Genomic DNA, 25,112 nt, shown 5'->3' with positions numbered 1-25,112 from the left:
ACTCGATTCGCGGCGGATCAGCGGCGCGGCCGCCCGGTCCCGAGGCGGTACGCCCCGGGGCGGCACAAGAGGAACCGGCGGCCTCCGGGCCGGCCCCTGCGTTCGGCGGGGTTTCCCGCTCGGGCGGCCGGGCGCCCGAGCCGTCGCATGGCCGTGCCGGACGCGGTGGAGCACGCCATCGGCCGGAACAGGGCCCGCCTGAACACCGCGGCGGCGCCGCCTCGCCGTACCGGGGGCGCAGCTGCGCCGGCCCTCCCCCGCGACGAGCGCGACTTTGGGCGGCGCCTCGACAGGCGCACCTGCGCACCGTCCGCCGCCCGGCCCAGGCGGCTGCCCGCAGCCCGTCCCGCCCGCACCGGGCGGTCGCCCGCCGCCCGTCCTTGCCCCGACCCGGCGGGTGCCCGCCGCCCGCAAGGAGGCCGGGCGGGGCGCACTTGTGCACAGCCCTAGGGTGAGCTTTCCGCAGTCGTCCCCAGAACGCCGTTCGGTCCGGTTCGCCGGGCGCCCGCCGTGGGAGGATTGAGAACAAGGGGACTCCCCCCACGACGGCGCGCGGTGGTGTTCGGCCTGGTCAGCGCCTGGCGAGGCGGAGGACGTTGGCGATGATGCGCATGCCGTTGCCGCCGGCGGCCGACAGGATGGACTCGGGGTGGAACTGCACCGCCCAGCGGCGCCGCTCGGGGTCCTCGATCGCCATCACGGCGCCGTCGTCGGTGCGGGCGGTCACCGAGAAGCCCTTCACGTGCTCGGCGGTGGCGTACAGCGAGTGGTAGCGGCCCGCCGTGAACAGGTCGTCCACCCCCTCCAGCAGCTCGCTGCGGTCCACCCGCACCCGGCCGGGTTTGCCGTGCACGGGTTCGCGCAGCAGCGACAGCTCTCCCCCGGCGTGCTCGACCATCGCCTGCAGGCCCAGGCAGACGCCGAAGACCGGCAGCTCGCGCGCTGCCAGCTCGTCCAGCAGCGCGTCGGTGCGGAAGTCGGCCGGGCGCCCCGGCCCGGGCGAGAGGATGACCAGGTCCGGGCGGAGCCGGTCGAGGCGCGCGGGGTCGAAGCCGTGCCGCAGGGTGGTCACCTCGGCGCCCTGCTGGCGGACGTAGTCGGCGAGGGTGTTGACGAAGGAGTCCTCGTGGTCGACCAGCAGCACCCGCATCCCCGCGCCGGCCCGCTCCGCGGCCGGCTCCTCGGCCCGCTCGGGCTCGTCGCCGGTGAGCGCGAGCGTCTCCAGCAGCGCCCGCGCCTTGAGGTAGGTCTCGGTCTCCTCGGCGGCCGGGTCGGAGTCGTACAGCAGGGTCGCGCCGACCCGCACCGCCGCCACGCCGTCGCGGATGTGCGCGGTGCGCAGGGTCAGACCGGTGTTCATCGCGCCGTCGAATCCGATGTGGCCGACGGCGCCGCCGTACCAGCGCCGGGGGCTGGCCTCGTTGTCCTCGATGAACTGCATCGCCCACGCCTTGGGCGCGCCGGTCACCGTCACCGCCCACATGTGGCTGAGGAAGGCGTCCAGGGCGTCGAAGCCCGGGCGCAGCCGCCCTTCGATGTGGTCGACGGTGTGGATGAGCCTGCTGTACATCTCGATCTGCCTGCGGCCGATCACCCGGACGCTCCCGGGCACGCAGATCCGCGACTTGTCGTTGCGGTCCACGTCGGTGCACATGGTCAGCTCGGACTCCTCCTTTGCGGAGTTGAGCAGGCTGCGGATGTTGGCGGCGTCCTCCAGCGGGTCGGCGCCGCGCCGGATGGTGCCCGAGATCGGGCAGGTCTCCACCCGCAGTCCGGGCCCGTCCGGGTCGGGCCTGCCGCTGACGCGGACGAACATCTCCGGTGAGGCGCCGACCAGGTACTCCCCCTCGCCGAGGTTGAAGAAGAACTCGTAGGGGGCGGGGTTGCGGTGCCGCAGCCGCTCGTAGAAGCGGGCGGGGGCGTCGCAGGGAGCGTGCAGCACATGGCCGGGGACGACCTCGAAGAGGTCGCCGCGGACGAACCGCTCCTTGGCCCGCTCCACCACGGCGGCGTAGGAGCCGGGCTCGGGCCGCGGCGGCACCTCTTTGGCGACCACCGCGGGGGTCGGCTCGGTGGCGCGGTCCAGGCCGTCGGTGCTCAGCCCGTCGACGGTGAACTCGTAGCTGTAGCGCACGCAGGTCTCGCGCTTGCGGTCGCGCACGATGAGGGAGTCGGCGAGGTGCAGCACCATGTCGCGGTCGGCGGGGTCGCGCTGCTGGCTGAGCCGCAGCGGCTCGAACTGGAAGGCCAGGTCGTAGCCGAAGGCGCCGTACAGGCCGAGGTGCGGGTCGGCCTCGGAGGCGAAGGCGGCGACGATGGAGCGCAGCGCGGAGAAGACGGTGGGGCGGCGGCTGCGCTCCTCCTCGGGCACGACCTCGGTGGACTCGGGCACCTCCACCTCCACCAGGTCCGCTCCGGGCGCGTAGGGCTCGGCCGTCTCGGGCCCGTGTTCGAGCAGGGCGCGGGCGATCACCGGCAGCAGGACGCGGCCGCGCCCGTTCAGCGCCCGGGCGGCGATGCGGCGGCCGCGTGAGGCGATCTCCACGCCGGGGTCGGCGTAGGCGAGGTGCCAGCGGCTGTATCGGCCCGGATACTCCATGCCGGAGCTGAGCACCCCGCCGCGCCGCCCGTTGACGGCCTGCACCAGGTCGTCGAGGACGTCGGGCGAGCACGGCTGCGCGGTGCGGCGCACGGACACTCCGCCGCGGGTGGTGAAGGCGATGGGATCGGTCAGATCGTCGGAGTACACGGGTGCGGCCCTCGCTCGGGGTCGTGCCCGCCGACAGCCGCGCACGCAGAAGCGACCGCCGGTCGGGCGGTCGCTGGGAAACTCAGGGTGTGCGATTCAGCGCCGCCGGTCAGCGGCGCCACCACTGGGATGCCGGGATGGCGGTGGTCGTCAGCACGTGCACGAGTCTAACCGCACCCCGCCGCCCGTGTCACCGCCCACCGGATTCGCCGTTGTACACCGTCGGGTGTCGCGGGAGCCGGCGGGTGGCGCCCGCCGATGACGGGTGCGGTGTGCCGCCGGCAGACACCTTTACGTTGTAGATCAATATCTTGGACCGGGCCACCGCCCCGCCGGCCGGCCGCTCCAGGGCGTCGGCCGGGAGGCGGTCGCCGAGCCCGCGCCGGTCCGCGCCCAGGGCCCGGCCGTCGCTCCGCCCGGGGCGGGCGGCTCCGGGGTGCGGTGCGCGAGGGGTGGGTAGTGGCGGCGCGCAGCCGATGACGGCGAGGGCGCTCCCGTGGCGCCTGGACGGCAGGGAGGGACAGATGCAGATCGGTTACAAGCTGGCCAGTGAGGCCTTCGGGCCCGCGGAGCTGATCAGGCAGGCGGTGCTGGCCGAGCAGGCGGGCTTCGACTTCGTCGAGATCAGCGACCACTTCCACCCCTGGCTGGACGACCAGGGCCACTCCCCGTTCAGCTGGACCGTGCTCGGCGCCATCGCGGCGAAGACCGAGCGGATCGGGCTGGCGACCGGCGTCACCTGCCCCACCGTCCGCTACCACCCGGCGATCATCGCGCAGGCCGCCGCCACGCTCGCGCTGGTCTCCGACGGCCGGTTCACCCTCGGCGTGGGCTCGGGCGAACGCCTCAACGAGCACGTCGTCGGCCAGGGCTTCCCGGCGATCGCCGAGCGCCAGGAGATGCTGCGCGAGGCGCTGGAGATCATCCGGCTGCTCTGGCGCGGCGGGTACCGCTCCTACCGGGGCCGCCACCTGCGGCTGGAGGACGCGCGGGTGTTCGACCTGCCCGAGGAGGCGCCGCTGATCGCGGTGGCCGCGGGCGGCCCGGAGGCGGCGCGGATCGCGGCCGAACTCGGAGACGGGCTGTTCGCGACCGAGCCGAAGCCCGAACTCGTCCGCCACTACCGCGAGGCGGGCGGCGCGGGCCCCCGCTACGTCGAGGTGCCGATGGCCTGGGCGCCCGACGAGCACAGCGCGGCCCAGGCGGTCCTCGGCACCACCCGCTGGGCGCTGACCGGCTGGAAGGTGATGAGCGAGCTGCCCAACCCGGTCAACTTCGACGCGGCCAGCGCCACCGTCCGCGAGGACGACGTCCTGGAGCGCTTCGCCTGCGGCCCCGACCCCGCGCGCTACCTGGCGGTGGCCCAGGAGTTCGTGGACGCCGGCTTCGACCGGCTGGTCACCCAGAACGCCGGCCCGGACCCCGACGGCTTCATCGACTTCTACCGCCGCGAACTCGACGGCCCACTCCGCCGTCTGGTCCCCGAGGGCGCCCGGGTCTGACCCGGCTCCCCCGGCCGGCGGGCCGGGTCGCCTCCCGGTCAGTCGACGGGGCCGATGGCGACCCGGCCCGTCGCGTCGACGCGCCAGCCCGGATTGTGGCAGATCTCCCAGATGACGCCGTTCGGGTCGGCGATATGGCCGTGGTACCCGCCGAAGGCCGCCTGCTGCGGGCTCTTGACCAGCCGGCCGCCCGCCTTCACCGCGGCGTCCACCACCGCGTCGACCTGCCGAGGGCCGTCGACGTTGTGCGACAGGGTCAGCCCGGTCACGCTGGGGTCGTCGACCGCGCCCGCCACGTCCTCGGTGAACTTCACCGCGTCGAACAGCCCGAGCACCAGCCCGGGGCCGGTCTGGAAGAAGATGATCTCGCCGGGCACGTCGAGCAGCGACTCCCAGCCCAGCCCGTCCCGGTAGAACGCCCGCGCCGCGTCCAGGTCGGCCGTGGCGACGGTGATGAAGTGGATGCGTGGTTCCATGCCCGCGAGTCTGTCATCGCCCCAGGTCAACGCCTTGAACGAAACGGACATCGCGCGCTGTCGGGTCACCGGCGCCCATCCGGCGCCCGCCTCCTCGGCGAAGGCGACTCCGTGCTGGTCCGTTCCGGTTCACCAGCGGCTCCGCCCGCAGCCGTCCTGTCGGTCGACAGGGTGGCCGGGAGCCGGCAGACGTCTCCTGCTCCACACGCTCTCCGGCAGGCTGCGGACAGCGACGCGGGGCGGGTCCTCAACGCAGCTGACGTCGCCCCCATCGAGCAGGAGCGGCCCGGCGCGTCAGTCAGGGGCCGCGCGCAGCCGGTCCAGGCCGTCACGGAAGAGCCGCAGCCGGTGCCGGCGTCCATCGCGGTCGACGTCGGGCAGGCGCTCCTGGGCGGCGAGCAGCGCCCTCAGCTCCCGATCGGCCCGCTCTGTCTCGCCCGACAGAGCCAGGGACTCCGCCCACAGCCCCCAGGCGAGCAGCGCCGCGGGATGGTCCGGCCCCACGACGCGGCGCCGGGCTGCCAGTACCGACTCGGAACGCCGCAGGGCGGTGTCGGCGTCGCCGCGGGTGAGGGCCACCAGCGCCAGTTCGTAGCGGGTGTCCATCGTCTCCAGGTGGTCCGCGCCGAGGGTGCGCTCCCTGTCGGCCGCCACGGTCGCGAACCCCCGCTCGGCGGCCTCCAGCCGGCCGCTCTTCCGCTCGATCCAGGCGAGGTCGTGGCGGATGCTCAGGGTCCCCTGGGCGTCAGGGCCCAGCACGTGGCGCGCGGCGGTCAGTGCCCGCCGCAGCAGCTCTCCGGCGTGGTCGAGGTCGCCGCGGCGCGCCGCGATCGCGGCGAGGCCGTGGACGGTGATGAAGGTGTCGGGATGGTCCTCCCCGTACAGGGACTCGCGGGCGGCCAGGATCGCCAGGTACTCGCGCTCGGCCCGGTCCAGCTCGCCGCGGCGCACCGCCAGGTGGGCGGCGCCGTGCCGGATGACCAAGGTGTGGGGGTCCTGGGTGCCCACGGCACGTTCCGACAGCTCCAGCGCGCGGCGGAGCATGGCCTCGGCGCCGGCCAGGTCGCCGGTGCTGTCGAGGTAGAAGGCGACCCGCCAGGCCGCCGCGGTCAGGCTGATGACCGGCTCGGCCGGCGGGTCCGCATGGCCCCTGAGCAGACCGGACGTGATCTCGGTGAGCGTCTGGAAGCGCTTCCACCGGCTCGTGTCGGCGGGGTCGGGCGGCACGGCCGCCGCCAGGGTGGCGATCGCCGCGGCCAGGATCTCGGCAGAGCGATCCCCGTTCGCCGCCAGAGTCACCTCGGCGATCAGCGGGTGGACCGTGAGGGTCACGCCGTCGGGACTGCGGCGCATGTCGATCAGGCCGTGGTCGCGCAGACCGGTCAGGGCCCGGTCGACGGCGCGCGCCGGTTCGGGCCCGAAGTCGGACGCGAGGCACTGCAGGACGGCGGGGTCGAGGATCTCGGCGGGAACCGGAACGGCCGAGCCGCCGAGCCGGGCGAGCACCGCCAGTAGCGGACGGGTCTGCGGTACGCCGCGGGAGGCGAGCGCGCTCAGGGAGGACTCCCAGACCCGGCCGAGCATGCGCCGATCGGCCGTTTCCGCCGGGGTGTCGGCCGGCAGGATGCCGTCCAGCAGAGTGGCCTCGCCGCCGTCCAGGAGCTCCCGCAGCCGGGCGAAGGTGGGAACGGTGAACGGGGCGGCATCGATCATGCGCCCGGCGAGATCCAGCGCCAGCGGTACCCCCGAAAGGCGCCCGGCCAGAGCTCGCGCGTCCGGGTCGACGGCGTCGCCGGCGGTCTCGATGCCCGCGGCGTCCTGGAGCAGGTGGGCGCCGTCCTCGGTGCCGAGCGGCCGGACGCGGTGCAGCTGGGCGCCGCTCCCCCAGACGCGCCGGTCGCCGATGCGGCTGGTGATCACCACCATGCCCGTCCGCCAGGACGTCAGCCAGCCGGTGCCCTCGGCCGGGTCCGCGCCGCCGCCGAGTTCGGCGGGGTCGTCGGCGTTGTCGACGACGATCAGCCAGGGGCCGGGCACCGCGCTCAGCCGCTGCGCCGCCCAGCGGCGGGACCGGTGGGGATCGGACTTGGCGGCGGCGGCCTGCGCCGGGTCGGCGCCGAGGCGGACGGCGATGGTGAGCATGCCCTCGGCGACATCGCCGGGGCGGATCCAGAAGGCCGGGACGCCGCGGTCGGCGGCGTGCCGGGCGAGGGCTTGGGCGATCGTGGTCTTGCCGCAGCCGCCGAAGCCGTGCAGGACGTGCACGCTCCCGTCGGCGCGGTCGAGGGCGGCGGAGAGTTCGGCCAGTAGGGCGTCACGGCCGAGGACCCGGCGGGCCCGCTGGAGCGGAGATTCGAGGTCGACGGCTTGGAGCACAGCCGTGCCGGGCGGCCCGGCCGGGGCTTTCGGTTCGGGGGCCGACCGGTTGATGACGATCTGGACGCCGTCGCCCACGGTGTTGGCGGTGGCGGAGTCGCGGGCGGTGGTGTGCTGCCGGATTCGGGCCGGCTCGGGTGCCGGCTCTGGCACGCTAGTCGTCTCGGTGCTGGACGACCTGGGTGCCGGAGCCGACGATGTAGCCGGTGGCGTCGCCGCTGAGATCGTTGCGCTGGATGACGGTGGTGGCGGTGCGGGCGGTCACGTCGCCTTCGAACTCGGTGATGAAGCCGCGCAGTTCTACCGGGTCGAGGGTGCCGAGGCCGAGCAGGGCCTCGATCTGGCCCTGCCAGCGGCCGGTCTCGACGCCGGCGCGGGTGCGGTCGCCGGGCGCCTCCATGATCTCGGTGCGGCTGCCCTCCAGGCGCTCGGCGAGCGCGTCGCGTTCGCCGGGCCGACCGCGGGTGAGGAGCTGGGCGATCCGGAACTTCACCTGCTCCCAGAGGTCCGTGCTCATCGCGTGCACCAGCGTGGTGGCGGCGGCGGACGCGAGGGCGCCCGTCGTCAGGGGATCGGTCACCGGAGGTCTCCTCTGTCGGCCCGGTTCGTCGCACCGGGTGAGTCCAACATCAGCGCGCCGTGACGGAGCACGTCAACCGGTTCCGCCGCAGTTCTCATGGCCGGATGCGGCACATCGGCGAGGATTCGCCGCGCGGGCGCGCTTGACCTGGAGTGCGCTCCAGGTGGCATGCTCGCCGCGGACAAGGAGGCCGCACCGATGAGTGACTACTACACACCGAGCCAGGTGTCCGAGCGGTTCGGTATCTCGCTGGACACCCTGCGGTACTACGAGCGCGAGGGGCTGCTCAGTCCGGTGGAGCGGGCGCCCAGCGGGCACCGGCGCTACCGCCGCGGGGACGTGGAGCTGCTCGACCTGATCCGCTGCCTGCGCGACACCGATATGCCGATCGCCACGCTGCGCTCCTTCGCCGAGCTGGTGCGGGCGGGTGACCCGACCATCCCCGACCGGGTCGAGCTGCTGCAGCGCCACGACGACCAGCTCACCGCCCGTATCGCGACACTGATCGAACGGCGGGCGGCGATCAAGCACAAAATCGACTACTACCGCGGCGTGATCGGCGCGGCCGAGGAGGACGAGCGCGCGGCCTCGGAGACGGTCGCCCGGGCCTGACCCCGTACACGCCCCCTTGACGGCTGTTCCGGCACGCCGCACACCGGCCCGGTCCACCTGGGCGGCCGGCTCGTGCAAGGGCGCGGCGACGCTTCAGCTCGGACGGGCCTCCTGCAAGGCCGGGGTGAGGGCGTCGGCCAGTTCGGCCAGGGAGCGGACCTGGTGGTCCGGCCGGGCGGGGGACAGCGGGGGCGGAGTGGCGCCGGAGCCGGGGCGGCCGGCGCGGCGCCGGACCCAGCAGGTGCGCAGCCCCAGTTCGCGCGCCGTGGCGATGTCGTGGTACCGGCTCTGCGCGACGTGCAGCACCTCGGAGCGGTGGTGGCCGACCGCGATCAGTCTGCCCAGGCAGTGCACGAACATGGCCGGATCGGGCTTGCCCACGCCGACGTCGTCGGCGGTGACGGCGTCGTCGAAGGGCTCGCCGAGGGCGGCGGACATGTGCGCGAGGGCCCAGCGGTCGGCATTGGTCAGCGCGACCAGCCGCGCGTGGGCGCCCAGGGTGCGCAGTGCCGCGACGGCGTCCGGAAACGGGGGCCAGCGGGGGATCAAGGCGCGCAGCGCCGCCGCCTCACCGGCCGCCGAGGGAAGTGCGAACTCGGCCGCCACCCGCTGGTAGGCGGGTTCGAGGAATTCGGTGAAGCTGAGCTCCGGCCGCTCGGACCGCAGCTCGTGTTCGGCGCGGCCGAAGGCGTCGAGTAGCGCGGCCTCCCCGGCACGGCGCACCGCGCTCGGGGCGGTGGATCGCAGCTGCTCCAGCATGCCGGTCTCGAAGTCGATGAGCGTGCCGACGACATCGAAGGTCAGCACCCGGGGCGGCGGGGACGGCAGCACGGCTCAGGCTCCGGGGACGACGGCGAGCTTGCCGAAGAAGTCCTTGGAGGTGAAGCGCCGCTGCGCTTCACGCAGCTCGCTGAGCGGATGGGTGCCGGCCAGGAGCGGGCGCAGCCGGCCGGCCCGGATGTGACCGACCATCTCGGCGAAGTCCTCGTGGGTGCCGAAGGAGGAGCCGACCAGGGTGAGCTGCCTGAGGTAGACGGTGCGGAGGTCGGCCTCCACCAGCGGGCCGGCGATCGCTCCAGCGACGACGTAGCGGCCCAGCGGTCCGAGCGCCCGCAGCAGCGGGCCGAACGAGCCCCCGGCCACCACGTCGGCGACGACCTCGGCCGGCCGCCCGGACATGGCCTCGCGCAGTGCGGCGGCGAGATCGTCGGTATGGCGGTCGACCACCCACTCGGCGCCCAGTTCGCGGGCGCGCTCGGCCTTGCCGGTGCCCACCACGGCCGCGACGCGGGCGCCGCGGATCGACGCGAGCTGGATCAGGGCCGAGCCCACACCGCCGGAGGCGCCGGTGACGACCAGGGTCTCGCCCGCCCGGACCCCGGCGCGGTTCAGCATCCGCATCGCGGTGGTGTAGGCGGTGGGGAAGGTGGCCAGTTCGGCGTCGCTCAGTGGCGAGTCGACCGGGTGGGCGTTGCCGGCCGGGACCGTGACGTACTCGGCGAAGCCGCCGTCTCGCTCGCTGCCGAGGTACTCGGTGTCGACCAGTTCGCGTTCGCCGCCCTCGTACAGCATCGGGTCGACGAGTACGCGCTCCCCGGTCCGCTCCCGCGGGACGCCCGGGCCCACCTGGTCGACGACGCCGGCCACGTCGGCGCCCTGGATGCGCGGGAAGGCCAGCGGCTCGCGCCGCCAGCCCGCACTGGCGGAGGGGTCGTCCGGCGAGCCGTAGGCGCCCTCGCGGGTCCAGATGTCGGTGTTGTTCAGGGCCGCGGCGCCGACCCGCACCCGGACCTCTCCGGGCCCCGGCTCGGGCTCGGGGTGGTCTTCGCGGTACTCCAGCATCTCCGGACCGCCGAATCCGGTGAGCAGCATGGCTCGCATCTGCTTCTCCCTTCGGGTATACCGACCGGTGTGGTTACAGTCAAGCACGGACGACTGGCGGTGTCAACCCACCGGTCGGTATAGTCGTGGCGGGAGGGTGATATGAACCGATCGCAACAGGCCGCGGCCCCGCGGGAGTCCCGGCCGCTCACCCCGGCGGGCTGGCGGGTGCTGGAGGTGGCGTCCGGGCTCTTCTACCGCGAGGGCATCCACGCCGTGGGCGTCGAGGCCATCGCGGCCGGGGCGGGCGTGACCAAGAAGACCCTCTACGCCTGCTTCGGCTCCAAGGACCGGCTGGTGGCCGCGTACCTGAGCGCGCGGGACGAGCGCTGGCGCGAATGGCTCACCCGCTACGTCGGGGAGCACGGCGGGTCCGCGCGCGAGCGGGTGCTGGCCTCCTTCGACGCGCTGGCCGAGTGGATCGAGCGCGAGGACCCCCGCGGCTGCGGCTTCGTGAACGCGCTGGCCGAGCTGCCCTCGCCCGAGCACCCGGGCCGCGCCGTGATCACGGCGCAGAAGCGCTGGCTGCTGGAGTACCTCACCGGCCTGGCCGCCGGCACCGGCGCGCCCGACCCCCAGGAGCTGGGCCGGAGCCTGCTGCTGCTGCACGAGGGCGCCACGGTGGCCTCGGCCGCCGGCACGGTTCCCGACGCCGCCCGCCGCGCGCGCGAGACGGCGCGGGCGCTGCTGCCGCCGCCCGACCGGCCGGACCGGCGCCGCTAGCCGCCGGCCTCGCCGTGCAGCAGCACGGCGGCGACCGAGGCCGAGAGCGTCTCGGCCACCTGCGCACGCGGCACGCCCGAGGCGTCCAGCCACCACTCCCCCACCGCGTGCACCATGCCGACGACGGCGTGCCCCAGCACCCGGGCGCGCTCGGGGTCGGCGGTGCGCCGCTCGGCGACCAGCTGGGCCGCCACCTCCTCGCCGAGGCGGCGCACCACCACGCTGAGCTCGCCGCGGGTGGCGGCGTCCTCGCCGGTGGCGCGGTGCATCAGGAAGCGGTAGAGGTTCAGGTTGGCCGAGACCAGGCCGAGGTAGGCGTCGATGGCCGAGCGCGCCCGGGCGCGCAGGTCGCCGTCGGCGTAGAACTGCCTGCGCAGCTCGGCGGCGACCGCCCCGGCGTGCCGCTCGGCCAGCGCCCGGTACAGGCCGCTCTTATCGCCGAAGTGCCGGTACAGGATCGGCTTGCTGATGCCGGCCTCGGCCGCGATCGCCGCCATGGAGACGTCGGGCCCGTCCCGGCCGATGGCCCGCTCGGCCGCGTTCAGCAGTTCGGCGCGCCGGCGCGGGTCGCGGCGCGAGCGGGGCGCGAGGTCGGTGTGGGTCATGGGCTCCCCGGCCGGTCTCGTGGGGTCGACGGCCCCACGCTACGCGCTCGGTCACACGGTGGCGCGCAGGTAGGGGATGCGCTTGAGCACCAGGGTGAGCAGCAGGCTGCCTGCGATCGAGACGATGAGCTGGGCGCTGCCGACCGCGAGGGTGCCGAGCACGTCGGCGGGGATGGGCAGCACCGCGCGCAGCGGCAGCAGGATCGCGACGTGGATCAGGAAGACGCCGAAGGTGAGCTCGCCGAGGGTGCGCAGCCGGGCGCGGACGGAGGCGGAGTCCAGAGCGCGCAGCCGGGTGCCCAGCGCCCGCCACAGCACGAAGGAGCCCAGCGACATCAGCGCCACCGTGGGCGACAGGGAGTTCAGGACGTACTTGCCGTAGGTGTCCCAGCCGCCCTGGACCAGCGAGCCCGCGCCGGTGCCGGCGACGGTGAGGGCGATGCCGCCGAGGAAGGCGGAGCCGGCCAGCAGCACGGACCTGCGGTCGGTGGCGGCCTCGCGCAGCAGCCAGCCGAACAGGTAGTAGCCGACGAAGGGCAGGAAGCGGGTGGCGGCGTTGGGCTCGCCGGTCTCGCCGAGGGTGGCCAGGGTGTGGTCGACCACGCCGAGACCGAGCATGAGCAGCGCGAAGGCCCAGACCAGCCGGCGGGAGGCGTGGGCGGTGAGGACGCGCAGGAAGGGGGTGATGACGTACAGGCCGCAGATCACGTACAGGAAGTACAGGTGCAGCGAGGGGCTGCCCGACAGCAGCTGGCGCACGGCGTCCTGGGCGTCGATGCCGCTCCAGTAGTGGTGGAAGACCAGGTAGCCGACGGACCAGACGACCACGGGCAGGCCGATCCGGCTGACCCGGCGCAGGTAGAACTCCTTGGCGCCGCGGCCGCGGCCCGGCTGCAGCAGCAGCGCGCCGCTGATCATGATGAAGATCGGCACGCACCAGCGCACCGCTGAGTTGCCGATGTCGGCCACCCACCAGGCGGGGCCCGCGAACGGGGTGGTGCGGGCCTCGACCACGGGCGCCAGGACGTGGATCAGCACGACCGCCACGGTGGCGCCGATGCGGGCGAGGTCGAGCCAGGCCAGGCCGGCGGCGGCGTCCCTGGGAGCGGGGGTACCGGGCGGCGGGGCGCTCGCCGCCTCGGCGGCGGACTCCTGCGGACGACTCCGTGACGTAACAGTCATGTAACGTTTCTACCCCAAATCGGCAACGGAACGTTCGGCCGGCGCACCAGGGCGACGGCCGGGGATCCGCGGAGCCCGCCGGGGACACCGCCCTTCTCCTGGGCCCGAGCCGCACGCCGACTGAGAAGTCTGCACCGATCCTGGGAGTTGGCTGAGACCCGCCCCCATTGTGGCATCCGGCCCCGAGCCCGGCGCAAGTCACTTTCAGGTGAGATGTCGCTACGGATGGGTATGCGCCGTGACGTCTGGAGCCTGCACACGACGGAGATGAGGCACTCGGATGAGGACCGACCACGACGGCCGGCCGCACCGCCGGCTGGCGATCGCCGGGGCGATCGCCGCCCTGGCCTTCCTGCCCCTGACCGCCTGCGACGGCGGTGACGGAGACGACGACGGCGACGACGCCCCGGGCGTCGAGCAGCAGCAGGACGACGGCGACGGCGACGACGGCGGCGACGGGGAGGACGACGGAGGGGCCGGAGACACCGGCGACAGCGGCACCGACGAGATGGGCGGCGGTGCCGACGACGGCGCGGACGACGGTGCCGACGACGGCGGCGCCGATGACGGCGGCGCGGACGACGGCGGTACGGACGACGGCGGCGCGGACGACGCGGACGACGGCCAGAACTGAGCCGCCGTGCGGACCGGTCCGCACGGCTCCCGCCGGGACCCGCTCCCGCGGCGGGCGGGGCGCCCCTTGGGCGCGGTGCGCGAGGGCCGCCCGGAGCAGCCGCTCCGGGCGGCCCTTGGCCGTGCCGGCGGTCCGGGCCGGGCGTGTGCACGCATCGTCACGGAAGCGCGCATGCGGAGGCGGCGGCACGGCCGCGCGGCCGCCGCGCGGCTCCACCATCCGGACCCGCGCGGTCGACGCTCGGACCGCGCCCGGGTGAACCCGCCACGTCGCCCACGGGAACTTCGCGCACGCCGCCGCCGCGAGCACCCCCCCGCAGGCGACAGACGATCGGGTCCCCGGCCGGGGACCCGATCGCCCGCCACCGGCGGCTACGGCCGGGGCGGCCGCGCCAGGCGGGGCGGCAAGCTGCCGCCCGCCCCCCGGCGGGGCCCGTACCGCGCGGCGCGGCCAGGTGCTACCTTCGGTAACACCTGATTCGGAACCCGCTGTTCGAGGAGCCGCCATGAGCACCGCGCCGGCGTTCACCCTGGACCTGCCGGAGGACGTGCGCACCAGCCGCGACTGGGTGCACGACTTCGCCCGCGACGTCATCCGGCCCGCCGCGGCCGAGTGGGACGAGCGCGAGGAGACGCCCTGGCCGATCCTGCAGGAGGCGGCCAAGATCGGGCTCTACTCGCTGGACTTCTTCGCCACCCAGTGGTTCGAGCCGAGCGGCCTGGGCGTCCCGGTCACCTGGGAGGAGCTGTTCTGGGGCGATCCCGGCATCGGACTGGCGATCACCGGCAGCACCCTGGCCGCCGTCTCGGTGGCGGCGACCGGCACCCCCGAGCAGATCGGTGAGTGGACGCCGCAGATGTTCGGCACCCCCGACGACGTCCGGCTGGCCGCGTTCTGCGCCTCCGAGCCCGACGCGGGCAGCGACGTCGGCGCCGTGCGCACCCGCGCGGTGTACCACGAGGCGACCGACGAGTGGGTGCTCGACGGCACCAAGACCTGGGCCACCAACGGAGGCATCGCCGACGTGCACGTGGTGGTCGCCTCCGTCGACCCCGAGCTGGGCTCGCGCGGGCAGGCGACCTTCATCGTCGGCCCGCACACCCCCGGCCTCTCCCAGGGCCAGAAGTTCCGCAAGCACGGCATCCGCGCCTCGCACACCGCCGAGGTGGTGCTGGACGGGGTGCGCGTGCCGGGCCGCTGCCTGGTCGGCGGCAAGGAGCGGCTGGACGAGCGGCTGGCGCGGGTGCGCGAGGGCCGCAGGGGCGGCGGCCAGGCGGCGATGAAGACCTTCGAGGCGTCGCGGCCGACCGTGGGCGCGATGGCGGTGGGCACCGCCAGGGCCGCCTACGAGTACGCCCGCGACTACGCCGGGCAGCGCACCCAGTTCGGCCGGCCGATCGGGCAGAACCAGGCCGTCGCCTTCAAGCTCGCCGACATGGCCACCCGGATCGACGCGGCCCGGCTGCTGGTCTGGCGCGCGGCGTGGATGGCCCGCAACGGCAAGGACTTCGACGCCGCCCAGGGCTCCATGAGCAAGCTCTACGCGAGCGAGACCGCGGTGTGGGCCACCGAGGAGGCGATCCAGATCCTCGGCGGCAACGGCTACACCCGCGAGTACCCGGTGGAGCGCTGGCACCGCGATGCCAAGATCTTCACCATCTTCGAGGGCACCAGCGAGATCCAGCGCCTGATCATCGGCCGCGCGGTGACCGGGCTGCCGCTGGTCTGAGGCGCTCCGGCCGGGCTCAGCGGCCGCGGGCCAGGGCGGCGTAGGCGGGGACGCCGATCATCGGGGGGCGCTCGCTGAGGGCGATGTCGCGCGGCACCGGGACGTGGCCGCGCTCGGTCCGCTCGAACTGGATCAGCCGGCGGCCGGGGGCGGCGCTGGCGACCAGCCAGCCGCCGCGCTCCAGGCGCGACCAGGCGGTGAGCTGGAGCTGGGCGGCCATCGCGCCCAGCGCGTGCACGGACTGGTGGGAGTGGGTGCGCACGCCGAGGTCGACCTGGGCCAGCGCGTCGAGGCCGTGCGCGTCGAGGAGGTCGATGAGCAGGCCGAGTTCGACGCCGTAGCCCGAGACGAAGGGCACCCGCTCCAGCAGCGAGCGGCGCCCGGCGTACTCGCCGCCCAGCGGCTGGACGAAGCCGGTCAGCAGCGGCCAGTGCAGGCCGAGCAGCGGGCGGGCCACCAGCTCGGTCACCCGGCCGCCCGAGCCGGTGCGCTCGCCGGAGGAGCCCAGCAGCGGGCGGTCGTAGAAGCCCTTGACGTAGCCGACGGAGGGGTCGGTCAGCAGCGGGCCGAGCAGGCCGGTGACGAAGTGGGGGCCGAAGTCGCGCAGGTCGGCGTCGATGAAGACGATGATGTCGCCGGTGGTCGCGTACAGCGACTTCCACAGGGCCTCGCCCTTGCCCTCGCCGCGCCCCAGCTCGGGCAGCACCTCGTCCTGGTGCACCACGGTGGCGCCGGCGGCGGCCGCGGTGCGGGCGGTGGCGTCGGTGGACCGGGAGTCGACGACGACGATCTCGTCGACCAGGCCCAGCCGCTCGGCGCAGACCTCCCTGATCGTGGTGACGATCCGGCCGACGGTGCGCTCCTCGTCGCGCGCGGGCAGTACCACGCTGACGCGGGTGCCGCCCTTGGCCTCCGCCAGGGCCCGCGGGTCCCAGTCGCCGGCCGCCGAGGTGCGCCGGGCCAGCCAGCTCGCCACCTCCGGCGGCTCGAGCGCCACCGCGTCGAGCCCGTGCACGTCCACCGCTCCCGCGGCGTCGATCCTGTTGGTCGGCACCGGTTCCCCCTCCACCGCCCGTCGATTCCGCCTGTGACCGTACGTGTCGGCCGTGTGCGGCCCGTGACGCCGGTGTGAACTCTGGGTCACGCGGGCGGCACGCGATGACGGGCGGGTAACCGTACTGGTCAGCGGGGTGCGGACCCGGCGTCCCGGCCCTTTGGGGTGAAGCGCTCAGTCGGTGGCGTACCGGTCCAGGAAGGCGTAGACGTCGGTCTCGTCCACGCCGGGGAAGGTGCCGGGCGGCAGGGCGGCCAGGACGTGGGAGTGGGCGCGCGCCGAGGGCCAGGCCATGCCCTCCCAGCGCTCGGCCAGCTCGGCCGGGGGCCGCAGGCAGCACTCCCCCGTCGGGCACTGCGACTTGTTCCGGTTGGTGGTCTCGCGGCCGCGGAACCAGCGCGACTCCTGGTAGGGCACGCCCAGGGTGATGGCGAAGTTGCGCTCGCGGCTGGGGTCGACGTGGGCGACGCACCAGTGGGTGCCGTTGGGCTTGTCGGTGTACTGGTAGTAGATCGAGTAGCGGTCGGGCGAGGCGAAGACCTGCCGCCCCGACCAGTAGCGGCACATCCGCTGGCCCTCGATCGCGCCGGAGGAGTCGGTCGGGAAGACCAGGCCGTCGTTCTCGTAGGCCTTGTAGATGATCCCGGTCTCGTCGTTGCGCACGAAGTGGCAGACCAGGTCCAGGTGGGTGCTGGCCAGGTTGGTGAAGCGGTGCGCGGCCATCTCGTAGGAGACGGAGTAGACGTCGCGCAGGTCCTCCACGGACAGGTCGCGCTCGCGCTTGGCCTCCTGGAGGTAGGGGGCGGCGGTGCGCTCGGGGATGAGCACGGCGGCGGCGAAGTAGTTGGCCTCCACCCGCTGGCGCAGGAAGTCGGCGAAGTCGCGCGGGTTGCCGTGGCCGAGGATGAAGTGGCCGAGGGTCTGCAGCAGGATGGTGCGCGGGGTGTGCATGCCCAGCGACTCGCGCTTGAGGTAGATCCGCCGGTTGCGCATGTCGGTGACCGAGCGCACCGAGCGCGGGAGGTCCTGCACGTAGCGCAGGGTGAAGCCGGTGTTGGTGACGATGGACAGGATCATGCCCTGCGACAGCGCGCCGCCCCGGTACCCGACGGCGTCCAGGGTGCGCTGCGCCTCCCGCTCGACCTCGGGGAAGTAGTTGCCGCGCTCGCGCATGGCCCGGCGCAGCTCGGCGTTGGCGCGCCGCGCCTCCTCGGGGGTGGCGGTGGGTTTGACGTGGCGGCGCTTGAGCTCGCCGTAGAGGCCGACGAGGTGTTCGAGGACGTCGTTGGGGACGCGTTTGCCGACCTTGAGGTGCGGCAGGTCCAGGGAGCGGTACACGGGGTCGCGCTGCGCCTCCTCCAGCGCGATCTCCAGCTGGGCGCGGCGGCTGGGCGGCTGGCGGGAGAGCAGTTCGTCGACGGAGACCTCCAGCGCCTTGGCCAGCGAGGTGAGCAGCGAGAGCTTGGGTTCGCGCTTGCCGTTCTCCAGCAGCGACAGCTGCGAGGGTGCCCGGCCGACCCGCCGGCCGAGGTCGGTGAGGGTGAGTTCGCGGGCCCTGCGGAGGTGGCGGAGCCGCTGGCCGAAGGTCACCAGATCGAGGTCCGTCGGCAAACTCGAAGCTTCTTCACTGCCGAAGTACGTCATGTGTTGATACTAGAGAAAAAACAACCGAACTTCACGCCGGATTCCCCGTACATACCGGTTGATTCGGTGAAGACTTCTGCACATGGGGATGCGCGGCGATCCTCAACCACCCCGGCGGAGCGGGCGACCGCCGGGCCGCGGAGGACGACGACGGGAGGCAAGGCCATGCAGAGCACGGCACCCATGGCGCAGGACCGCCTCGGCGAGGCCGCCGAGGAGCTGCGCAGGCACTGGGCGGACGACGCCCGCTGGGCGGGCATCGAGCGCACCTACAGCGCCGAGGACGTGATCCGGCTGCGCGGTTCGGTCCAGGAGGAGCACACCCTGGCCCGGCTGGGCGCCGAACGGCTGTGGCGGCTGCTGCACGAGCGCGACTACGTGCCGACGCTGGGCGCGCTCACCGGCAACCAGGCGGTCCAGCAGGTGCGGGCGGGGCTGGAGGCGATCTACCTGTCCGGCTGGCAGGTCGCGGCCGACGCGAACCTGGCCGGGCAGACCTACCCCGACCAGAGCCTGTACCCGGCCAACTCGGTGCCGCAGGCGGTGCGCCGGATCAACAACGCGCTGCTGCGCGCCGACCAGATCTCCTGGTCGGAGCGGCCCGGCGACGAGGGCACGCACTGGCTGGCGCCGATCGTGGCCGACGCCGAGGCCGGCTTCGGCGGCGTGCTGAACGCCTACGAGCTGATGGCGGCGATGATCGCGGCCGGGGCGGCCGGCGTGCACTGGGAGGACCAGCTGGCGTCGGAGAAGAAGTGCGGCCACCTCGGCGGGAAGGTCCTCATCCCGACCGGCCAGCACATCAGGACCCTCAACGCCGCGCGGCTGGCCGCCGACGTGGCCGGGGTGCCGAGCCTGGTGATCGCGCGCACCGACGCGCAGTCCGCAACGCTGATCACCAGCGACGTCGACGAGCGCGACCGCCGCTACCTGACCGGGGAGCGCACCGCCGAGGGCTTCCACCGGGTCCGCAACGGCATCGAGGCGGGCATCGACCGGGCGCTGGCCTACGCGCCGTACTCGGACCTGCTGTGGATGGAGACCTCCACGCCGGACCTGGACACCGCGCGCGACTTCGCCGAGGCGGTCAAGGCGGTGTACCCGGACCAGATGCTGGCCTACAACTGCTCGCCGTCGTTCAACTGGAAGCGGCACCTGGACGACTCCACCATCGCGAAGTTCCAGCGCGAGCTGGGCCACATGGGCTACGCCTTCCAGTTCATCACCCTGGCCGGCTTCCACTCGCTGAACCACTCGATGTTCGAGCTGGCCCGCGGCTACGCGCAGGAGGGCATGGCGGCCTACGTGGAGCTGCAGGAGGCGGAGTTCGCCGCCGAGGCGGGCGGCTACACCGCCACCCGCCACCAGCGCGAGGTCGGCACCGGCTACTTCGACCTGGTCAGTTCGGCGATCACGCCGGGCGGCTCGACCACCGCGCTCACCGGATCCACCGAGGAGGACCAGTTCAGCACGGCTCGCTGAACCGGTCGTAGAACGCCGGCCGTCCGCTTTCGTGGCTGGGGCGGACGGCCGGCGTGGCTCAGGCGGGACCCCTCCGCAGTGCCGCCGCGCGGAGGGGTCCCTGCCGCCGCCCCGGGAGGCGCGGCGGCGGTCTCACAGCACCCGTCGGGCGCCCGGGAGCATGCGCACCGCCTGGGCGGCGGCGAAGCACAGCGGCACCGAGATCGCGGACGCGGCCGCGAACTTGACCACCGCGGGCGCCTCCCACCAGCTCAGCGCGTAGCCGGCCCCGACCACGACGAGCGCGTGCAGCACGTAGACGGCGTAGGCGTTGGCGGACAGGAAGGCGCCGAGGGGGCCCTGCCGGTCGAAGCGGGCCCGGAACAGCACGGTGAGCGCCGCGACCATGCCCACCGCGATGAGGTTCTCGCCGAACGCGACCAGCGCCGAGCCGACCTGGTCGCCGGTGCCGGCCGTGGCCAGGGCGTACAGGGTCGCGCCGATCAGCAGCGGCACCCCGGCCAGGGCGCCGGCCAGGCCGGCCCAGCCGAGCCGGACGGGCAGCGCCTCGGCCCAGCCCTTCCGGTAGGCCAGCACGCCGACGGCGAACAGGACGGCGTACTGCGGCAGGAAGTACGGGGTGGGCAGGCCGACCACCGGCCACATGCTGCCGGCGGGCACCAGCTGCCGCCACAGGACGGTGGCGACGGTGAGCACCGCGAGCAGGCCCAGCAGGCCCAGCAGCCGGGGGGCGCGCCCCCGCCCGGCGGCCGCGTCCGCGCCGCGGCGGCGGCCGAAGCGGTGCCACAGCGCGTACACCGCGCTGAACACCAGCAGGACCTCCACGAACCACAGCGGCCCCGGGTCCCACGACACCAGGAAGAACAGCCAGTACGGCGTCTCGGCCCGGTCGGGCAGGCCGAGGTAGAGGCCGAGGGTGGCCAGCGGCCGGAGCAGGATCAGGAAGGCCAGCAGCGGCACCCCGAGCCGCAGCAGCCGCTCGCGCATGAAGGGGCCCGCGCCCCTGCGGTCCAGCGAGCCGGGGACGAAGTATCCGGAGACGAGGAAGAAGAAGCCCATGAAGAAGCTCTGGTTGAGCAGGACGAAGACGTCCAGGGCGGTGCCGGAGGGGTCGGCCGGGGGCTCGTGGTAGTACCAGACCGGGAGGTTGCCGTAGGTGATCGCGACGTGGTGCAGGACGACGAGCACGGTCAGCGCGACGCGGAGGTTGTCGACGTAGCGGAGCCGGCGGCGGGGGGCGGCTCCGGCGGCGGGGGGCGGCGCGGGCGCGGGTCTGGTGCGTTCGGCGGTCATGGAAGGTCTCCTCGGATGGGGAGGGATGGAGGGAGGGGTCGGGGAGGCGGCTCAGCGCCACCAGGCGAGGTTGGCGGTGCGGATCGGCGCGTCGCGGTTGAGCAGCCAGACCGCGGCCGTCCCGGCGGCGATCACGGCCGCGCAGGTCAGCAGGCCGCCGGGCAGCAGCGGCCGACCGTCGGCGAGCGCCACGTTGACGCCGATGCCCAGCCAGCCGCTGGCCGCCGACGACTCGGTCACCACCATGGGCAGCGCCGCCGGGGCGATGAAGAGGGTCGCGCGCAGCGGGCCGAAGCGCAGGTAGCCGAGTCCGATCAGCCAGCCGGAGACGTAGTGCGCGGCGAAGGCCGCCAGCGTCACCGCGGCGATCGCCGGATAGTCGTCGGGCCGCTGGTAGGCGGAGAGGGGGAACGGCTGGTCGAGTACGTGCGGCCGCCCCTGGGCGCCGTACACCAGGTGCTCGGCCGCGAAGCCCAGCACGACGAACACGGTGACGCCCGCGCAGACCGCCAGCCCGGCCAGCGCGGCGCCGGTGAAGAAGCGGCCGCGGGCGACGCCGTGCAGCACGTGCAGCGGCAGCTGGACGCCGGCCATCAGGATGCCCGCCACCAGGGGCGCGTAGCGCAGCGACACGGCGATCGGCTCCCAGACGCTGCCGTCGAACTCGCCGAGGTCGACGAGGCCGGCGGCGGTCCACAGGGCGGCGGCCACCAGCGCGACGACGCCCAGCCACCACAGCAGGAGGGTGCGCAGGTCCGCGACCAGGTTCCTGGCGATGCGCATCGGGGCGGGGGCGGTCACGACTGCTCCTTCTCGGTATCGGCGGTGAGGTGGACGAACAGGTCCTGCAGCGGCATCGGCCCGATGTCCAGGCCGGCCTCGCGCGCCTGGCGGCGCCGCTCGGGGGTGAGGGTTCCGTAGAGGGCGGCCGCGCGGGTGCGGCCGAGGTCGCGGCGGCCGAGCACGGTGACGCCCGCGGTGAAGCGGTCCACGGCATCGGCCGGCCCGGTGACCTGGGTGCCCCTGGCCCGCACCTCGTCGGTGTCGTCGTGCACCAGCAGCCGGCCCCGGTCGATGATGACGACCTGGGCGAACAGGGACGCGACCTCTTCGACGTGGTGGGTGGAGAGGATGACCGTGCGGGGGTGCTCCAGGTAGTCGGCGAGCAGCTCGTCGTAGAAGGCGTAGCGCGAGGGCGCGTCCATGCCGAGGTGCGTCTCGTCGAACATGGTGATCTCGGCGCGGGCGGCCAGCCCGCAGGTGACGCCGAGCGCGGCCCGCTTGCCGCGCGACAGGGAGGCGATGGCCTTGCGCCGGGGCACCTCGAAGCGGTCGAGCAGCCGGGCGGCGTACCCGGCGTCCCAGGAGGGGCGCAGCAGGGCGGCGGAGCGCAGCACGTCGGCCACGTTGTCGGTGGGGTCGGAGCCGCCTTCGCCGATCAGGGCGACCCTGCTCATCAGTTCGGCGTCCTCGAAGGGGTCGCGTCCGCCGATGCGCACGGTGCCCGCGTCGGGCCGGCGCAGCGAGGCCAGCAGCGACATCAGGCTGGTCTTGCCGGAGCCGTTGCGGCCGAGCAGCCCGCAGATGGTGTCGGCCTCCAGCCGCAGCGACAGGCCGGCCAGCGCCTCGGTGGAGCCGTAGCGCAGGTGGACGTCGGTGAGTTCGATGTCGAGGCTCATCGCGCGTCCTCCTCGCGGATGCGCTCGATGCGCCGGATCACGTCGTCCAGCGGGATGCCGATGGCCGCCGCCTCGGCGACCATCGGTTCGAGCACCTCGGCGAAGAACCGCTCGCGCCGCCGGGCGCGCAGTCGGTCGGGCGCGTCGGGGCTGACGAACATGCCGATCCCTCTCTTCTTGTAGAGGACGCCGTCGTCGACCAGGCGCTGGAAGGCCTTGGCCGCGGTCGCCGGGTTGATGCGGTAGTGCGCGGCGTACTGGTTGGTGGACATGACCTGCTCCTCGGGGCGCAGTTCGCCGCGGAGGATGCCGGTCTCGATCTGCTCGGCGATCTGCAGGTAGATCGGGCTGCGGTCGTCGAAGCCGGTCATCCCGCCGCCCCGGCCGCGCGGCGGAGCCGGGGCGGCGGCGCGGGGCCCGGCGGGCCTCCGTCCGGCGGTCCGGCCGCCGCCTTTCGGTCCGTTGGTTCATTACTCATGTAATGAACCATAGCACCGACGAACCCGTCCTGTCACCGGAGCGGCCGCGCAGGGGACCGCACGGCCGCGGCACCGGTGCGGAGCTGGCACTATCGGAGGATGGCCACTGTCGAGGAGCACCCCGGGGAGCCCGAGCCCGCGCCGCCGGCCGCCCCCGCGCCGCCGGCCCCGCGCACGCCGCCGCCGACCGCCGTGCCGCTGGACCGGCGGCTGCTCGGCTGGGAGGTCTGGCTGGTCCTGCTGCTCTCGCTGCTCGGGCCGACGGTCTCGGCCGTCATCTCGCTGGCCGGCGCGCTCACCGCGCCCGAAGGGCTGGCCGAGCAGGAGGCGAACCTGATCGTCTCCTACGCCGAACGGCCCTGGCTCGACCTCGCCTACCAGCTGCGGGTGCTGGCCTTCGGCTTCGTGCCGGTGCTGCTGGCGCTGTACCTGCTGCGCCGCGGCGGCGGCTCGGCGCGCTCCATCGGCTTCGACCTGCGCCGGCCCGGCCGCGACCTCGCCGTCGGCGCGCTGGCGGCGGCGCTGGTGGGCACCGGCGGCCTGGCCGTCTACCTGGCGGCGCAGGCCACCGGGCTGGGCGTGACGGTGGTGCCCAGCACCCTGCAGCAGGCGTGGTGGCAGCTGCCGGTGCTGCTGGGCCAGGCGGTGAAGAACGGCGTGCTCGAAGAGGTGATCGTGGTCGGCTACCTGCTGCTGCGGCTGGACCAGCTCGGCTGGTCGCCGGCGCGGGCGGTGGCGGCCAGCGCGCTGCTGCGCGGCTGCTACCACCTCTACCAGGGCTTCGGCATGTTCTTCGGCAACATCGTGATGGGCCTGGCCTTCGGCTGGTTCTACCACCGCTACGGCCGGGTGATGCCGCTGGTGGTGGCGCACACCCTCATCGACGCGGTCGCCTTCGTCGGCTCGGCCTACCTGATCGGCCGGGTCGACTGGCTGCCGGGCGCCTGAGCCGCCGGCCGCCGCCTCCCCGGGGCCCGGCCTGAAGCAGGGCGCCCCCGGCCGCTCCGGGCCGCCCGGCCCGGGGCCGGAAGGTTGCTATGCCCCGGTTCGGGTAGCCGCGCCGCCGTCACGGCACCGCGCCTGTCGGTGCACAGCGGATGCGAGGAGCACCTGTGAGGCAGCTGAACATCTTCGTGATCGGACTGGACGAGGGGAACCTGGACACCCTCCGAGACGTGCCGCACGCGGCCGAGTACCGGTTCCACCCCCTGCTCGGCATCGAGGAGCTGCAGCACGGCGAGATCCCGATCGCGGACCTGATCGCCAAGGCTCGGGCGGAGCTGGACGCCTTCGACGGGCGCGTCGACGCCATCGTGGGCTACTGGGACTTCCCGGTGAGCAGCATCGTGCCGATCCTGTGCGAGCACTACGGGCTGCGCGGCACCAGCCTGGAGTCGGTGGTCAAGTGCGAGCACAAGTACTGGAGCCGCCTGGAGCAGAGCAAGGTGACCGACGCCCACCCGCCCTTCGGCCTGGTGGACCTCGACGGCGAGCCGCGCCCGCCGGACGGGGTGGACTTCCCGATGTGGCTGAAGCCGGTCAAGTCGGCCTCCAGCGAGCTGGCCTTCCACGTCGCCGACGAGCGGGAGTTCCGCCGGGCCGCGGCCGAGATCGCCGACGGCGTCGACCGGATGGGCGCCCCGTTCGAGTACGTCATGGACCGGCTGCGGCTGCCGCCGGAGATCGAGGCGGCCGGCGGCCGGGCCTGCCTGGCCGAGCAGGCGCTCAGCGGCGTGCAGGCCGCCGTCGAGGGCTACGTGCACGACGGGAAGGTCACGGTGTACGGGGCGCTGGACTCGGTCAACTACCCCGACAGCCCCTGCTTCCTGCGCCACCAGTACCCCTCGCGGCTGCCCGAGCCGGCGCTGCGCCGGTTCACCGAGGTGGCGGAGAAGGTGATCACCCAGGTCGGCATGGACTCGGCCACCTTCAGCGTCGAGTTCTTCTACGACCCCGACACCGGCGCCGTGAACGTGCTGGAGGTCAACCCGCGCCACTCCCAGTCGCACGCCGAGCTGTTCGAGTACGTCGACGGCGTGCCCAACCACCACTGCATGCTCAGCCTCGCGCTCGGCCGCGACCCCCGGCTGCCCGACCGCCGCGGCGAGTACGCCGTGGCCGCGAAGTGGTACTACCGGCGCTTCGCCGACGGAGTGGTGCGGCGGCGGCCGACCGCCGAGGAGGTCGCGCGGATCGAGCGCGAGATCCCCGGCGTGAAGATCGACATCGTGCCCGAGGAGGGGCAGCGCCTCTCGGAGCTGCCCGGCCAGGACAGCTACAGCTTCGAACTGGCCCACGTGTTCGTCGGCGCCGGCGACGACGCGGAGCTGACGGCCAAGTACGACCGCTGCGTGGAGTCGCTGCGCTTCGAGTTCGCCGACTCCGCGCCGACCGACCCGCTCGGGGAGGCCCGTTGACACGCTCGGTGACTT

The 25,112-nt window shown here is 74.0% G+C and carries 22 protein-coding genes; 8 read left to right on the top strand and 14 right to left on the bottom strand.

The genetic code is table 11. The features are described from left to right. Positions 1 to 571: 571 nt before the first annotated feature. The gene (locus tag CLV72_RS15000; RefSeq protein ID WP_245930217.1) at positions 572 to 2,749 is read right to left on the bottom strand and encodes an anthranilate synthase component I; all 2,178 of its coding nucleotides are present in this window, start codon (positions 2,747 to 2,749) and stop codon (positions 572 to 574) included. A 524-nt stretch (positions 2,750 to 3,273) separates the two neighbouring features. Here CLV72_RS15000 and CLV72_RS14995 point away from each other — a divergent pair. Further along, positions 3,274 to 4,251, top strand: a complete 978-nt coding sequence (locus tag CLV72_RS14995) for a TIGR03557 family F420-dependent LLM class oxidoreductase (RefSeq protein ID WP_245930216.1) — start codon at positions 3,274 to 3,276, stop codon at positions 4,249 to 4,251. A 38-nt stretch (positions 4,252 to 4,289) separates the two neighbouring features. Here CLV72_RS14995 and CLV72_RS14990 read toward each other — a convergent pair whose 3' ends face one another. The 3 genes from CLV72_RS14990 to CLV72_RS14980 all read right to left on the bottom strand — a co-directional run bounded on the left by CLV72_RS14990 (position 4,290) and on the right by CLV72_RS14980 (position 7,683). Then, a complete protein-coding gene (locus CLV72_RS14990) occupies positions 4,290 to 4,727 on the bottom strand; it encodes a VOC family protein (RefSeq protein ID WP_106246151.1) in 438 nt (145 codons plus the stop codon). A 294-nt stretch (positions 4,728 to 5,021) separates the two neighbouring features. Beyond that, positions 5,022 to 7,256: a tetratricopeptide repeat protein gene (locus tag CLV72_RS14985; protein ID WP_106246149.1), complete on the bottom strand. Its 2,235-nt coding sequence runs from the start codon at positions 7,254 to 7,256 to the stop codon at positions 5,022 to 5,024. Between the two features lies 1 nt (position 7,257). Further along, positions 7,258 to 7,683, bottom strand: coding sequence for a hypothetical protein (locus CLV72_RS14980; RefSeq protein ID WP_106246147.1), 426 nt, complete (start codon positions 7,681 to 7,683; stop codon positions 7,258 to 7,260). Between the two features lie 198 nt (positions 7,684 to 7,881). Between CLV72_RS14980 and CLV72_RS14975 the strand changes: the two genes are divergently transcribed. Then, positions 7,882 to 8,295, top strand: a complete 414-nt coding sequence (locus CLV72_RS14975) for a MerR family transcriptional regulator (protein ID WP_106247022.1) — start codon at positions 7,882 to 7,884, stop codon at positions 8,293 to 8,295. Between the two features lie 93 nt (positions 8,296 to 8,388). Here CLV72_RS14975 and CLV72_RS14970 read toward each other — a convergent pair whose 3' ends face one another. Both CLV72_RS14970 and CLV72_RS14965 read right to left on the bottom strand, forming a co-directional pair. Then, on the bottom strand, positions 8,389 to 9,126 hold the full coding sequence (locus CLV72_RS14970) for an HAD family hydrolase (protein ID WP_245930215.1): 738 nt from the start codon (positions 9,124 to 9,126) through the stop codon (positions 8,389 to 8,391). Between the two features lie 3 nt (positions 9,127 to 9,129). Beyond that, positions 9,130 to 10,176, bottom strand: coding sequence for an alcohol dehydrogenase family protein (locus tag CLV72_RS14965; protein ID WP_170140986.1), 1,047 nt, complete (start codon positions 10,174 to 10,176; stop codon positions 9,130 to 9,132). Between the two features lie 102 nt (positions 10,177 to 10,278). On the opposite strand from CLV72_RS14965, the gene CLV72_RS14960 reads away from it, so the two are divergent. Further along, complete coding sequence (locus tag CLV72_RS14960) at positions 10,279 to 10,899, top strand: TetR/AcrR family transcriptional regulator (RefSeq protein WP_106246142.1); 621 nt, start codon at positions 10,279 to 10,281, stop codon at positions 10,897 to 10,899. Here the strand turns inward: CLV72_RS14960 and CLV72_RS14955 are convergent. Beyond that, positions 10,896 to 11,504, bottom strand: coding sequence for a TetR family transcriptional regulator (locus CLV72_RS14955; RefSeq protein WP_106246140.1), 609 nt, complete (start codon positions 11,502 to 11,504; stop codon positions 10,896 to 10,898). The two genes, CLV72_RS14960 and CLV72_RS14955, sit on opposite strands and share 4 nt — an antisense overlap. Before the next feature lie 51 nt (positions 11,505 to 11,555). Beyond that, positions 11,556 to 12,686 carry an acyltransferase gene (locus tag CLV72_RS14950; protein ID WP_106246137.1) on the bottom strand — a complete coding sequence of 377 codons (1,131 nt, stop codon included), beginning with the start codon at positions 12,684 to 12,686 and terminating at the stop codon, positions 11,556 to 11,558. A gap of 280 nt (positions 12,687 to 12,966) precedes the next feature. On the opposite strand from CLV72_RS14950, the gene CLV72_RS32830 reads away from it, so the two are divergent. Further along, positions 12,967 to 13,320, top strand: a complete 354-nt coding sequence (locus tag CLV72_RS32830; protein ID WP_106246134.1) for a hypothetical protein — start codon at positions 12,967 to 12,969, stop codon at positions 13,318 to 13,320. Between the two features lie 505 nt (positions 13,321 to 13,825). Beyond that, positions 13,826 to 15,049, top strand: coding sequence for an acyl-CoA dehydrogenase family protein (locus tag CLV72_RS14940; protein WP_106246132.1), 1,224 nt, complete (start codon positions 13,826 to 13,828; stop codon positions 15,047 to 15,049). A gap of 16 nt (positions 15,050 to 15,065) precedes the next feature. Here the strand turns inward: CLV72_RS14940 and CLV72_RS14935 are convergent, their stop codons facing one another. Next, positions 15,066 to 16,046, bottom strand: coding sequence for a glucosyl-3-phosphoglycerate synthase (locus tag CLV72_RS14935; RefSeq protein ID WP_106247016.1), 981 nt, complete (start codon positions 16,044 to 16,046; stop codon positions 15,066 to 15,068). 231 nt (positions 16,047 to 16,277) lie between these two features. Further along, the gene (locus CLV72_RS14930) at positions 16,278 to 17,714 is read right to left on the bottom strand and encodes a helix-turn-helix domain-containing protein (protein WP_106246129.1); all 1,437 of its coding nucleotides are present in this window, start codon (positions 17,712 to 17,714) and stop codon (positions 16,278 to 16,280) included. A gap of 216 nt (positions 17,715 to 17,930) precedes the next feature. Between CLV72_RS14930 and aceA the strand changes: the two genes are divergently transcribed. Next, positions 17,931 to 19,229: an isocitrate lyase gene (aceA, locus tag CLV72_RS14925; protein ID WP_106246125.1), complete on the top strand. Its 1,299-nt coding sequence runs from the start codon at positions 17,931 to 17,933 to the stop codon at positions 19,227 to 19,229. A 132-nt stretch (positions 19,230 to 19,361) separates the two neighbouring features. Here the strand turns inward: aceA and CLV72_RS14920 are convergent, their stop codons facing one another. From CLV72_RS14920 to CLV72_RS14905, 4 genes are read right to left on the bottom strand one after another with little or no spacing between them, the layout of a single operon-like run. After that, positions 19,362 to 20,522: an acyltransferase family protein gene (locus CLV72_RS14920; protein WP_106246123.1), complete on the bottom strand. Its 1,161-nt coding sequence runs from the start codon at positions 20,520 to 20,522 to the stop codon at positions 19,362 to 19,364. A 51-nt stretch (positions 20,523 to 20,573) separates the two neighbouring features. Further along, on the bottom strand, positions 20,574 to 21,323 hold the full coding sequence (locus CLV72_RS14915; protein WP_106246121.1) for a hypothetical protein: 750 nt from the start codon (positions 21,321 to 21,323) through the stop codon (positions 20,574 to 20,576). Further along, positions 21,320 to 22,201 (bottom strand): ATP-binding cassette domain-containing protein, encoded by an 882-nt coding sequence (locus CLV72_RS14910; RefSeq protein ID WP_106246119.1) that lies wholly within the window; start codon positions 22,199 to 22,201, stop codon positions 21,320 to 21,322. Before CLV72_RS14910 ends, CLV72_RS14915 begins: the two co-directional genes overlap by 4 nt. Further along, positions 22,198 to 22,572 carry a GntR family transcriptional regulator gene (locus CLV72_RS14905; RefSeq protein ID WP_106246117.1) on the bottom strand — a complete coding sequence of 125 codons (375 nt, stop codon included), beginning with the start codon at positions 22,570 to 22,572 and terminating at the stop codon, positions 22,198 to 22,200. Before CLV72_RS14905 ends, CLV72_RS14910 begins: the two co-directional genes overlap by 4 nt. Before the next feature lie 207 nt (positions 22,573 to 22,779). Here CLV72_RS14905 and CLV72_RS14900 point away from each other — a divergent pair, with 207 nt between their 5' ends. Together CLV72_RS14900 and CLV72_RS14895 are read left to right on the top strand one after the other, a co-directional pair. Next, on the top strand, positions 22,780 to 23,628 hold the full coding sequence (locus CLV72_RS14900; RefSeq protein ID WP_106246114.1) for a CPBP family intramembrane glutamic endopeptidase: 849 nt from the start codon (positions 22,780 to 22,782) through the stop codon (positions 23,626 to 23,628). Positions 23,629 to 23,792: 164 nt separating this feature from the next. Next, the gene (locus CLV72_RS14895) at positions 23,793 to 25,097 is read left to right on the top strand and encodes an ATP-grasp domain-containing protein (RefSeq protein WP_245930214.1); all 1,305 of its coding nucleotides are present in this window, start codon (positions 23,793 to 23,795) and stop codon (positions 25,095 to 25,097) included. The last annotated feature ends 15 nt before the right edge of the window (positions 25,098 to 25,112 follow it).

The sequence above is a fragment of the Allonocardiopsis opalescens genome (genome assembly GCF_003002095.1).
GTDB classification, from domain to species: domain Bacteria; phylum Actinomycetota; class Actinomycetes; order Streptosporangiales; family Streptosporangiaceae; genus Allonocardiopsis; species Allonocardiopsis opalescens.
This window is presented reverse-complemented; position numbering and strand designations above follow the sequence as displayed.